The sequence below is a fragment of the Armatimonadota bacterium genome (assembly GCA_023511795.1).
Taxonomy (GTDB): Bacteria; Armatimonadota; UBA5829; order DTJY01; family DTJY01; genus JAIMAU01.
The window spans coordinates 467,134-479,593 of the sequence record JAIMAU010000001.1 but is presented as its reverse complement, the minus strand read 5'-3'; the positions used below and the strand labels follow the sequence as shown (position 1 = coordinate 479,593).

Here is a 12,460-nt window from a genome sequence, read left to right as displayed (position 1 = left end):
GTGTTCCTCCGCGTGTTCGATACTTGGGTGTCTTCAAGCTGTCTAACAATGCTCCAAGGCAAAACGCCAAAACCACGCTACATTCTTTCTGGAGCGGTGACCCCCATCAAACCCAAAACGCTTGCTAAAACAACCCTGGTTGCATCCACTAGAACTAGTCGCGCGGCTGTCAGAGCGTTATCATCGCTTACTACTCGGCAGTCTGTGTAAAAACTGTGAAAGATTGCAGCTAAATCTTGTGCATATCTAGTCAATCTATGAGGTTCGCGCAATTGCCCTGCTTGAAGCACTAGATCGGGGAATTCGGCTAGCTTTTTTATCAAATCAACTTCAGATTCGTGAGTAAGCAGCGACAAATCAGCTTTATCGGCGGCGGGAACCTCGATATTGTTCTCCTTTGCTAGGCGGAGGATGCTCATAATTCGTGCGTGGGCATATTGTACATAGTAAACTGGGTTCTCCGCGGATTGTTCCTTCGCTAGTTTGAGGTCAAAATCCAATGTGCTATCAGCGCTTCTCATAAGGAAAAAGAACCTGCTTGCATCTTTCCCAACGTCATCAAGAAGCTCTGAAAGGAGCACAACATCACCCGCCCGTTTTGACATCATAACCATTTCGCCCCCTGAAAAGAGACGTACCGCCTGGTAGATGATAATCTCAACTTTCTCCGGATCGTATCCCAAAGCCGCAATTGCCGCTTTTGTTCGTGTTACATAGCCATGATGGTCCGGACCCCACACATCAATTATGTGTTGGAACCCTCGCTCAAATTTATCCGCATGGTAAGCCGCATCTGAAGCAATATATGTAGGCTGGCCATTACTTCGGACTAACGTTCGGTCCTTATCGTCACCGAAGGCAGTTGACTTCAACCAGATTGCACCAGCTTTTTTGTAGGCATAACCTTTTTCGAGAAGCTTCTCGACTGCCTTCATTACTTTGCTGCTCTCATGAAGTGTGCGCTCAGAGAACCAAACATCGAACTTTATGCCAAACCTCTCCAAATCCGCCTTTTGGATGCTCAGCATTTCTTGCTCAGCCAAGTCCGTAAGAACTTTGATTCTTTCATCTTCGGGCACAGAGAGAAACTTGTCGCCATATTTTTGAACTAAATCTTTGGCAATATCCACAACATATTCCCCATGATATCCGTCTTCCGGCATTGGCCAATCATACCCCAGTACTTGCATGTATCTAGCATGTACCGACTTACCGAAATTTTGCATCTGCGTACTGGTCGGCGCATCATTAATATACGACTCGCGGGTTACATCGTAACCAAGAGCCTCTAGCAAATTGGCAATTACATCGCCGATAGTCCCGCCCCTAGCATGTGCCACCGTGATTGGCCCATTCGGATTTGCACTCACATACTCTACTTGTACTTTCTCTCCACGCCCGATGTTGGCTCTGCCATATGAATCGCCCTCAGCACTAATTCGGCGCAGGACATCGTAAAGCCATTCCGGACTTAGATAGAAATTGATATAACCCGCCCCTGCAACCTCGACCTTCTTAATCAAACCATTAAGGTCGCCAATACGCCCAACAATGCGTGCTGCTACCTCACGTGGGCTAAGGCCTACTTCACTCGCCAAAACCATTGCAATATTTGTCGTGAAATCACCGAATGCTTTGTTTTTAGGAGGTTCTAAAGTTATGTCAGGGAGTTTTTCAAACGCTAGCTCGCCTGCCTCTTTTGCTTCTTGAAGTGCTTTTTCTATACCTTGCGCAAGTTTATTCTTTATCATTGCTCCATTCCACTCGATAATCTAAATATTTTATGACATTATAGTCATTATTCACAAAAGCATTCATTAAGTTTGTCGAGAATTTCCTGTACATCCATATTGTGCATAAGTGCACCTTGCTCGATAGTTTCGGCTTCGGCAACCATACACGCAAAACAGCCCATGCCATGCGCATTTAATATTTCCACCGCTCGCGGACATATTTCAAGCACCTCAGCTATTGTCATATCCTTCGTTATTTTGCCTTTTTCGACCATCAGGAATCCTCCGTTCAAATTAGAATACCCCCGGGAGAATTTCGTGCAGCAATGGGTCTAATGTTGTTACTGCTGCAACGCCGAGCATTACCTGGGGCATACCAGTATTCCAAATCCTTCTCCATCCTGTCACATAATAGCCCGGATTGCTGCGATATCGTTCCAGCAATTCTTTCCCTGCTCGAATCCCGCTTGCTAATTGCTTTTCGGTTGGCGGTTTTGTGGTCACATAATATTGAAAATAACTACCTATCACCTTCCACGATGTTACCAATATTAAAACCGCAATAATAGTTGCTACCTCTATGGAAAATAGCTTCCCAAGTATCAAAAACAAGGTGGCTGCAGCTACTATGTTCGTTCCACACCTAGGATGAACCCTTGGCTGCGCCTGCACATGTTCAGGGGTCAAAGCTTCCCCATTTTCGATGGCATGAACAACCTGATGCTCGGCAGCATGATACCCGGACAGCGGAGCCAGCCTTAGTAATATTAGAAATACGGGCGCAAAAGACCCTACTACTATGCTTTTTAGCATTGCCATTAAAGGCGTCGTCTGAGGCACTGGTGAGACAAGTACTGACCAAAACGGCAACCCTGAGGTTTTTTCCAAAAGCCATGCAAAAACGGATACTATCCCAATGGCTAAATAATTTAGAAGCATAAGCGAGACTCCTGACAAGAAGAGTCCAATGTCCCCCGCTCCAGCTCTAACATGGCCAGTCGTTAGATACACGCCCAAAGGCGTAGCCATCCCTGCCACCGTCGGTGGTCGAATCGAAAGTGAAAGCGCACTTGCCACATCTGACGCAGTGATTACACCAAGATATATGCCATGCTCATCCAAAATAGGAAGTGCTTCCACGCCGTGTTCCCTCATCACCTCAGAAGCTTGACCAATGCTCATGTATCTGTTCGCGCATATGACCTTCTGAGACATTATTGTCGAGACTGGATGCTCAGCAGTTTCCTTTGCATTACCTTCGCTAAGAACCTCCAACAGCTGAGAAATCGACAACACTCCCACTATCAGACCGTTGCTAACAACCGGCAACATAGAAAGCCCTGAGGTACGCAAAAGCTCGGCTGCCCGGCCAATTGTATCGGCTGGAGAAAGCGGCATAATCCTTCGAATGATGCTTAAAATTGGTGCGTCACGCATGGTACAATAGGTCTTGCCAAACCTTACTTGGTTGTGTTATTATGTTAGGGTGTTTTCCGGCAAAGTACTAGGAGGTTTCACACCCATGTCGAAAGTTTGCGAAATCTGCGGAAAAGGTCCGCAGTTCGGACAAAATATCCGCCATAAACACTCTGGATCGTGGGCTCTTCGCGCTCCAAAGACAAAGCGCAGATGGCTCCCAAATTTGCAATCTGCAAAAGTTATGGTCAACGGTATGCCGAAGACCATCCGGGTTTGCACAAAATGCCTAAAAGCTGGCAAAGTGCAGAGAGCCGTCTAACCGATTTGCAATTTGCTTTGGCGGCAAAGGCAAAGCGCATGAATACAAATGCGAAAAGCCTAACACTAATGGCACGAACACACAGCAAAACCGCCGTTCGTGCCATTTCCTTTGCTAGCTCGAGCCCCATCCATCCAAGTTACACCGGATGCGACAGCATATTATACTACACAGGTCCTTGTTTTAGCAATCCAAGCGGCAAGTTCATCGGCTGAATTTAGAACCGAAGCTCCGTTCTCGATAAGTTTTCCAAACATCTCTGCCGCTCTGCCATTAGAAAAATCACGCTCAGCAAAGCCTTCTAATTGCCCAATCACTGCAACAGGTTTCCCAGCTTCAAGAGCTTGCAATGCACACTGTAAGTTTGCCAAATTTCCAGTGCCAAATGGAGCTTCCGCAACAACCACCGCATCAGAACGCAAAATGAAGTCAACATTCGCACTTTGCGCTTTCTCCGAAATCGGTGAGAAAGGCGACTCCTCGACATATTCGATTCCCAATGTTTCAGCTGCCTCTTGATCGGTATCGCCAATGTTGACAACCCCAGCTGTAACCTCACAACCCATCTCAAGAAGATTAGCGAATATCGTGGCGCCGCTACCACCACCGCAAATTACATGAACTTTGTATCCTTGTAATCCAACTGCCTCGGCAGCAAGTTTAGACGCGATTCCCCTGCTGCTAATCGAAAGTACATACGGACGCCCCGACGTCGGATGCCTGCGGACCCAAACTGGGGTTCCATATACTTTCTGAACGTTCGATGCCGTAATAACCTCCTCGGGCGTGCCATCAACATATAGCTTTCCACCACTCAACATCAGCAACCGATTGCAAAACTCCGCAGCTAAATTGAGATCATGCAAAACAACGACAATTGTCTTTCCGTATTCGACATTCTCACGTTTGAGCAGATGAAGTATCTCAACTTGGTAATTGATGTCGAGATGAGCAGTTGGTTCGTCAAGAAATAGAATATCGGTGTTCTGAGCAAGCGCCCTGGCTATCATAACTCTTTGTCGTTCGCCACCGCTTAACTTTTCTATTCTGCGATTGGCTAGATGGAGTAGATTCGTGCGTTTTAGCGCCTCTCTTGCAATTTCAAGATCGTCTTGGTCTTCGAATTCAAGCCTTCCGAGATACGGGGCACGCCCCATAAGAACAATTTCAAGCACCGTAAAGTCAAAGGTTACCAGAATTTCTTGGGGAACAACAGCAATACGCAAAGCTAAAGAACGGCTGGGAATCTGCGATACCTCTTTGCCCTCTAACTTAACCGACCCAGCAGCCGGCGGAAGAATCCCAGTCATCGCTCGAAGAAGAGTAGACTTTCCAGAGCCGTTTGGCCCTATGATTCCCAGGAATTCCCCTCTGTTTACTTTAAAGGAAATGTCATCTAGAACTGGAACTGAATTATAGGAGATTCTTAGCCTGTCAAGCTTAAAAAGGCTCTGCATCCCGCGGGTACTCATACTAAAAAGATTGCAATCATTATACCAAAAACCTAGATAATATTGGGGAATTTTGTGTGTCTAAAAATTATGCAGCTCTAAGTTGCTGATTTTGCAACATTGCCAAAGCAAAGCTTTCCTTAGTAGCCACCATGCTTATCTCTTCGGTATTCGAATCGATGGGCTTGCTTTCAACCTGTCGAAATCCGCATTTCTCATAACATCGCATGGCACGCTTATTAAACGCAAATACCCGAAGTGCTACACTTTCAAGACCAAGGTCGGAAAATGCATAATCTAAAAGCGTCTTTATAACATCGCTGCCATAGCCACGGTCCCAATATGATTTGTCGCCGATGAGGATTGTAAGCTTTGCGGATTTCTTGGATTTGTCAATATTGTGGAGGTCTACGTCACCAATATGCCGGCCGTGAATAGTATCAATGGCAAACACAAGCGCAGAAGGGTCTGATTCAAGGATGCTGCGCCACCGCTGGGCATCTGCAAGATATAATTGTCGGCTAGGTTCGCACCCCATTAGCAATTTATGTGTTTCGGGGTCGTTTAGCCACTTGACGCGCCTTTCCAAATCATCATCGCGTAGTGGTCTGAGCTTGGCTTTCTTCCCGACAAGAGTAGGACCAACCATTAGCAATGCCTTCCTCACCACAACTAAAATTGTTTTTGCAATTTTATTATTTCACAAGAAATTAAACCGAAAACCCAGTTTGAAAACTCTGGACCAGAAAGCCTTGGATTTATTAGCATTTCATGTAGAACTACAAATGCATTACTTTATCTCAAAGTAATCCAAGCACATTGCTTCACGAACTTCAGCCATAGTTTTGGCACCTTCCTCACGGGCGCGCTTGGTTCCAGCAATTAGGATATCGTCAATTAGCTTTGGATTTGCTTCGTACTTTGCTCGGCGCTCGCGTATCGGGTCGAGAAGTGCATTTATTTCTTTTGCAAGGCGTTTTTTGCACTCTACACAACCAATCCCTGCTGTTTCGCACTCTTTCTTAAGCTCCTTTATAAAATCAGGATTAAAGACTTTGTGATATGCAAATACTGTGCATACGTTTGGATGTCCAGGGTCGCTTCTGCGCATTCGAGCAGGGTCTGTGACCGCCATGTTGACCTTTTTCTCTACTTCCTCTGGGCTATCCGAAAGATAAATACAATTCCCCAAGCTCTTACTCATTTTCGCATTGCCATCAAGCCCAACAAGCCGTCCAACCTCGCCTACAAGCGCCTCAGGCTCGACAAGCACCGGTTTGTAAAGCTCATTAAACCTACGAACTATTTTGCGTGCAAATTCGATATGAGGAACTTGGTCTGCGCCCACTGGAACAAGATTTGCCTTGCAGAATGTGATATCCGCCGCTTGGCTTACAGGATAGCCTAGGAAGCCATAGGTCATATCCTTATAGCCGTATTGCTTTGCTTCTGTCTTAATAGTTGGATTATGTCGAAGAACATTTACAGTAACGAACATTGAGTAGAATATGGTAAGCTCTGCAATCTCCGGCACCAGTGATTGAACAAAAATTGTTGTCTTCTCTGGATCAATCCCAGCCGCCAGGTAATCCTGGGTAACTTGGCGCACATCGGCCGGAAGTTTCTCTGGATGCTCAAAGTTCGTGGTCAGCGCTTGCACATCAGCGATAATAATAAACGTTTCATACTCATTTTGAAGCTTGACTCGATTGGCTAGCGAACCCACGTAATGTCCTAGGTGTAATGGTCCGGTGGGTCGGTCGCCTGTAAGTATTCTTCCTTTCATAAAAACCTCCAGAATTCGAGACTCCGCAAGTGATATTTCGCCACACTAAAAAGGCCGGAAAGCTTCTTGTCTCGCTTCCGGCCCTTTCTTACATTGCAAAACAGCCGTGAGCGAGCCCACGCAGCTTGCCCACGGCCATAAACTTAGACTGCATTTCTTCAGTCCAGCTTGGCAAATGGACAAGCTGCATACGTCCATCGCCAAGCCCATATTACATAATTTTCAATTTCCTTTCGCATCCTTTGTTTTTATTTACCATAGACTAGTTAAAATCGTCAAGGATTGTTATTTACCATTTCTTGCGGCCTAGTAGCTTAATCCATGGCCAAAAGGATATAAATCTGGAATAGTAACAGGAAGCACACCAGTTGGATTGACATCGCCGAAGATCACATCAGCAGCTGCTTGGAAACCGCAGTTTCTGTAGTTATATGCCGCAACATAAGCTTTCACACCGAGAAAGCTCGCCAACTCATAAGGTTCTCGAAGCCCCACAACGACAACTGGTTTTCCCATTGATACTAGTTGGTTTACTAGCGTCGCCTGGCCTGAATTGGAAGAAAGCTGGGCTCTTGAGGTACCGACTATTACCACACTTGCAGACACTGCAGCATTCTTAACATTGTTCCGCTCCGATGAAGTTGGATTCGCTGATATCGGAATTGATTGGATATTGGAATGTTTTTGGCTCATTATCGTAGCGAATCGAGTGGCGGCATCGGTCGTTGTCTCGGACGACTGCACCGTTACGAGAAGTATTTTCTGAGAGGGAGAAAGACTTAAAGGAAGATAGCCATCTATATTCTGAACTAAGGTGACTCCTGCTCTTGCCGCAATTAATTCAGCATTTCTGTGGTCGGAATTGCCCACAATATCATCAGCCATGCTTGCGTCGACATAAGGATTGTCGAAAACGCCGGACCGATACTTCAAACGAAGGATCCTGGCAACCGCTTGGTCAATCCGAGATAACGGAATCTGTCCATTTAGCACAGCTGATTTGACGGCATCGAAAGCCGCATCTAGATTTGGTGGAAGAGACAGCATATCCACACCTGCTTGAACTGCCATTACCGCTGCTTGCTCGACCGTATAATTAGAGGTAATCCCTGCCATACCCATTGAGTCAGTCATAACCACACCATCAAACCCAATGTTAGTTCGAAGATAACCTTCAATCACTTGAGGCGATAAGGTGGCAGGATGATTGGGGTCTAGGCAAGTAACAACTATATGTGCGGTCATTATGGCATCAAGGCCCCTGTTTACCAAATCTCTAAAAGGTTTTCCATGGATAGTGTCCAGAGTCTCGAAATCATAAGTTACAATCGGCAGGCCGGTATGCGAATCAACGGCGGTATCTCCATGCCCTGGAAAATGCTTTCCTGTCGCAAGCACTCCTTGGCTATGTAATCCTTCCATATAAGCTATTCCGAGGTCTGAAACCAATTGCGCCTGTTCGCCAAATGAGCGAACCCCAATTACAGGATTCAGCGGGTTATTATTTACATCCAATACTGGCGCTAGATTCATATTCGCCCCAATGGCTTTTATCTCTGCTCCGAAGACACTGCCAGTCAAAAACGACATTTGGGCAGAACGAGATGCCCCAATAGCCATGTTGCCAGGAAATTCAGCGCCGCCGGTTATTCTTGTAACCCTGCCGCCTTCTTGGTCAAGTGAAAGAAGCAGAGGGATGCCTCGACCATCTGGGCCAATGGCACATTCTTGCAGATCATTGCTGAGTGTAGCAGCCTGAACTGGGTCATTTAGGTTGCCATTATATTGAAAATAAACTACCCCGCCGATGTGCTTACTCTGGATTATCTGGCGTTCCGACTCGTCTAACGTTGGACCATCTATTCGAATTTGAAATAGTTGACCAATTTTTTCATCCAACGTCATTAGCGCAAGTCTAGCAGCCGAGCGTGTCTCATGACACACAATGTCGCTTTGCCTGCGGACCTTAACGGCACGAATCATCATGCCGTCTTCCTTCTCAGCAGTGACGACTCCTGTAACCCTAACAAACTTCCAATCCTTGTCAACATTAACACCGTCAGAAGCAATAATCTTGACTTCGGTGCCGGGTGAGTCGCTAATTTTAAACCAACGCGCAGGGTTATTGTAATCATATGTTGTGACCGTTCCCCAAATTGTTACCAGTAAGCCGATATTATTTAAATTGGCATCGCCAGCTATGCCTTGCTGAAGGCCGCAATCCCCGCCAGTCACTGCTCTTGCGTTCATTCCAATGGGTTTAACTACATGCGCGCCCCCTGAGCGCTGTGGATATTCTGGGTAGGCAAAAATATACCGCTCTCCCGTTAGAGGGTCTGTCTCAATTGTACCTGATACATAAATCAGCTCATTCTCGGAGAATATCTTGTCCGTATTTATTCTAATTCCCTGGCTCCTATCAATAGCTTCGGCATATATACACCGCGGGAAGCTAGCGGTTACAGCAATATTGGAGAACGAAACTTGGCTACCGTCAGGGAGACTACGCTTTGCCTCCAAAAGCGTTACCTCAGCCAAGCAGATTGAAGGAAGAATAAACAAAGCAATTATGCAATATAGAAGGGAAATCGCCTGATAGGATTTCATGCTTTACCTTTACAATTTCTATTGAGGCAATTCACTTGGGGTTATATTTATTATACATAAAACTGCCAAAATGTCAAGCACTGGCAAAACTATGGCTTGCCTAATTGATTTTTAATCAATACTTCCTATTGGATATTTCCCATATCGCCAAGCGGCATCATAGCAAGCTACGACGTTCTGCGGCGGTACGTTTGCCTGGACGTTGTGGATTTGTGTAAAGACAAAACCGCCTCCTGGAGCAAATATCTCAATGCGCTCTTTCACGTGTTGTTTGATTTCTTCTGGAGTGGCGTTTGGAAGAACTGACTGCGTGTCGCATCCTCCACCCCAAAACGTAAGCTTATCTCCAAATTCCTTTTTTAGCCTGCGAGGATCCATCCCTGCTGCCGAAGTCTGAACCGGGTTTAGCGCTTCAACACCTTCTTCAATCAAGTCACCCATAATCTCCCAGCATGAACCGCATGCATGCAAGAAAACGTGAACGTCTGAATGCTCTCGAACATACCAATATTGCTTAGCATGCCTTGGCTTGACCACTCGACGATAGAGGTCGGGCGAAAGCATTGTAGCAATTTGTGTCCCAAGATCGTCGCCCATTTGAATCAACTGAATGTAACCGCCAAGCATTTCTAGGTAGATTCGCAAGTTTTCCATGTAAACCTCAACCATCTTATCCAGTGCGTACTCAACAAGCGCAGTATTCAAAGCAATTTCAGTCATGAACCGCTCCCATCCGAAAGCGTTCTGTCCTCCTTCTAAGATATTGCCGCCAAATCCAAGCATAATCGCATAATCCGTGTTTTCATAGAGCCATTTTGCACGCTCCTGCATGCTGAGAAGGTCCTTCGGTTCAACGGGCTTCATTTCAAACAGTCGGTCTACATCGGCAAATGTATATGCGTCTGCCAGTGGATTGAAGCATGGCTCGAAATAAAGACATCCGTCGGGCATTCGCATCTGCACTCGACCAAGCGAATCCTTAACAACCAGGCAATCTCCTTCGCGAATAGGATTAAAATCAACGGGCACTTTTGCAGGCGAACCATCGGGTAGCGTCCAATCCTTCCACTCTTCTTCAAAACGCCCCAGGGTATTGTTTAGGTCAATCACATCAACATGGAACCGCTCAAGTATTTGGGGCTCGGGAAGAGCTAACTGTTGCATGGTATCATAGACTCGCGTTTCACCACCTGTAATTCCCAGGTATGCTTTAAGCTTGTTGTATGCTATGGCCATTATGCCTGTCGAGCGCATGCCCCCAAAATCAATTGGCACGCGGTCAGGCTCTTTATGGGCTAATGCGGTAAGAATTCTTTCTCGTGAAGTCATGCTGTTTCTTCCTTTCTCAGCGCGGCAAACCAGATGAAGGCATGGTTGCAACACGTATATTCTTCGGACATTCGGTAGGGAACAAATCATCCGAGAGCGGAGAATTAGCAATAAAACCCAGGAATTGATACGTCCTCCGGTTTTCCGATGCGCCTATATTTACTCCATCTGCAATCTCTTTGATCTCAGTTCGACGAAGCAGGAGGTCTGACTTCCCAATGTAGAAGCGGCGGACCTCCGCCGGTAAAGTTCGCGTGCCAGCAACCTTGGAGGGTAGCTTTGCTTCCAGAAGGTAAACATCCGCACTACCAACCTTATTTTCCCTTAACAACTGCAAAGAAGAATACTCCCTATCATCTACAGGTATAAGGCCAAGAAACCTAGCCAACAAGTGCGAAGGAATCTCGTTTCTTGCTCCTGGGCGCGAACGAAAACATATCTCTTGCTCAGGCACGTAGAAAAGATGGACACCACCGTTTATAACTTCCGTGAGCGGTGAATCCCCATCGCGCTTGTACAATAGCTTATCTGGTTTGACATACCTAAGTTCCACACTAGCAGTACCGGTTTTTTCTTTTATCCCTTCGACTGCACCACTGGGTTCGACGGGCTGGCCCTCGAAATGGTGCTCGCTTTGACGCCAGGATACAGCAGCGCTGCTGAAAGAATCATAAAACTCAAGTGTGCGGTCGAACAATTCCTGAGCCGTTGGGGGCCTAACAAATGGCTTAAACTTCGCTGTTCCAAGCGAGAATTCGTTAACTGGCTTTATCGGCGCTTTAGGAAACCTAGGCTTGCCACAACCTGCAAAAATCAGCACACCTGATGCTAGAAGGCACCAAAATATAACCCAAATCGCTATACGGCTATTTGTCATAATCAATCTCCTTTTCCCTAGGCCCCGCAACTTCCTTCCTCAGCCCACGTAGATTATCTGTCATTAGCACGACTTGTCCCCGACACTTCTCAGAGCACAAACTGTTCCAAATAGCGCTTGGAAAATAGTAAACCAGGATATTTGAGGTCAGTCAGCCACCTGCCTGAGTGTTGCTCGATATTCACATCGCCCTGATAATTGTGGTAATAGAGAATTGCAAAAATTGCGCCCCAATTTGTCTGGTCCATACCTGGATTGGGGTCAGGAAAACGCTTTCCGCCTATAATTAGTGAGCCCTTCGCATGAACATGGTATACCCTGTTGCCCCAATCTCGCAGCTCTGCCAAATAGTCACGATTGTCGCCGATTGCATGCGATGGGTCATATTTAATCCCTAGGTCGGGCAGCGCCGGCATAATGATTTCCCATGAGTCAGGCGCAACTGCAAAATTGCCCCAGTGGCAATTGTAAAGTGCTACCCTAACACCCTTGCTTTTGCCGTACTCAATCAGCTCGCCCAGAAAGTCAATGGCACGCTTGCAATTCTCCTGAAGCGAGCGATTTTCTTCATGTCCTCCGCCAGTCACAAAAAGGGGCGAACCAATTTCACAGCAAAAGTCAATGCAGGTTTTGGCGTCAGCAAGATGTTTAGCACGCTCAGCCGGATCATCAGCAATATAATTCCGACCGAACAGTCCAATCATATTAAACTCTACTCCATACTTCTTCACATAGCCCGTCAACTCGCTTGCCTTTTTTGTAAATTCAACATCTACATTGCCATTGTATTCGACGCATTTGAATCCGTTTTCGGATGCAAATTTAAAATCTTGCTCGCTTAAGTCACAAATAAACCCTATACGCATGGCTAACCCCCCTTTTAACTCATAAACTGCTTTATTGTGCTCCGAATATGAGACCTTTGTCAACCAAAAAGTA

The 12,460-nt window shown here is 46.2% G+C and carries 11 protein-coding genes; 1 reads left to right on the top strand and 10 read right to left on the bottom strand.

What is annotated here, in order from left to right; all coding sequences use genetic code 11:
• Nucleotides 1-77: 77 nt before the first annotated feature.
• Genes argS through K6T99_01995 form a run of 3 tightly spaced genes read right to left on the bottom strand, consistent with a single transcriptional unit; the run spans nucleotide 78 to nucleotide 3,170 of the window.
• Nucleotides 78-1,751 carry an arginine--tRNA ligase gene (gene argS, locus K6T99_02005; GenBank protein MCL6518582.1) on the bottom strand — a complete coding sequence of 558 codons (1,674 nt, stop codon included), beginning with the start codon at nucleotides 1,749-1,751 and terminating at the stop codon, nucleotides 78-80.
• Between the two features lie 47 nt (nucleotides 1,752-1,798).
• Nucleotides 1,799-2,008 (bottom strand): DUF1858 domain-containing protein, encoded by a 210-nt coding sequence (locus tag K6T99_02000; GenBank protein MCL6518581.1) that lies wholly within the window; start codon nucleotides 2,006-2,008, stop codon nucleotides 1,799-1,801.
• 19 nt (nucleotides 2,009-2,027) lie between these two features.
• Entirely contained in the window at nucleotides 2,028-3,170 is a 1,143-nt protein-coding gene (locus K6T99_01995) for a DUF1385 domain-containing protein (protein MCL6518580.1), read from the bottom strand.
• Between the two features lie 85 nt (nucleotides 3,171-3,255).
• Here K6T99_01995 and rpmB point away from each other — a divergent pair, with 85 nt between their 5' ends.
• Nucleotides 3,256-3,471: a 50S ribosomal protein L28 gene (gene rpmB / locus K6T99_01990; protein ID MCL6518579.1), complete on the top strand. Its 216-nt coding sequence runs from the start codon at nucleotides 3,256-3,258 to the stop codon at nucleotides 3,469-3,471.
• Nucleotides 3,472-3,632: 161 nt separating this feature from the next.
• On the opposite strand, the gene K6T99_01985 is transcribed toward rpmB, so the two are convergent.
• The 7 genes from K6T99_01985 to K6T99_01955 form a co-directional block, all read right to left on the bottom strand.
• Complete coding sequence (locus K6T99_01985; protein MCL6518578.1) at nucleotides 3,633-4,928, bottom strand: heme ABC transporter ATP-binding protein; 1,296 nt, start codon at nucleotides 4,926-4,928, stop codon at nucleotides 3,633-3,635.
• Between the two features lie 82 nt (nucleotides 4,929-5,010).
• A complete protein-coding gene (locus tag K6T99_01980; GenBank protein MCL6518577.1) occupies nucleotides 5,011-5,571 on the bottom strand; it encodes a GNAT family N-acetyltransferase in 561 nt (186 codons plus the stop codon).
• 141 nt (nucleotides 5,572-5,712) lie between these two features.
• Nucleotides 5,713-6,708, bottom strand: coding sequence for a tryptophan--tRNA ligase (trpS, locus tag K6T99_01975; protein MCL6518576.1), 996 nt, complete (start codon nucleotides 6,706-6,708; stop codon nucleotides 5,713-5,715).
• A 306-nt stretch (nucleotides 6,709-7,014) separates the two neighbouring features.
• The gene (locus K6T99_01970; GenBank protein ID MCL6518575.1) at nucleotides 7,015-9,315 is read right to left on the bottom strand and encodes a glycoside hydrolase family 3 protein; all 2,301 of its coding nucleotides are present in this window, start codon (nucleotides 9,313-9,315) and stop codon (nucleotides 7,015-7,017) included.
• Between the two features lie 111 nt (nucleotides 9,316-9,426).
• The gene (locus tag K6T99_01965; protein ID MCL6518574.1) at nucleotides 9,427-10,644 is read right to left on the bottom strand and encodes a methyltransferase; all 1,218 of its coding nucleotides are present in this window, start codon (nucleotides 10,642-10,644) and stop codon (nucleotides 9,427-9,429) included.
• 16 nt (nucleotides 10,645-10,660) lie between these two features.
• Nucleotides 10,661-11,521, bottom strand: a complete 861-nt coding sequence (locus tag K6T99_01960) for a hypothetical protein (GenBank protein MCL6518573.1) — start codon at nucleotides 11,519-11,521, stop codon at nucleotides 10,661-10,663.
• An 89-nt stretch (nucleotides 11,522-11,610) separates the two neighbouring features.
• Nucleotides 11,611-12,387, bottom strand: coding sequence for a sugar phosphate isomerase/epimerase (locus tag K6T99_01955; GenBank protein MCL6518572.1), 777 nt, complete (start codon nucleotides 12,385-12,387; stop codon nucleotides 11,611-11,613).
• Nucleotides 12,388-12,460 lie beyond the last annotated feature (73 nt).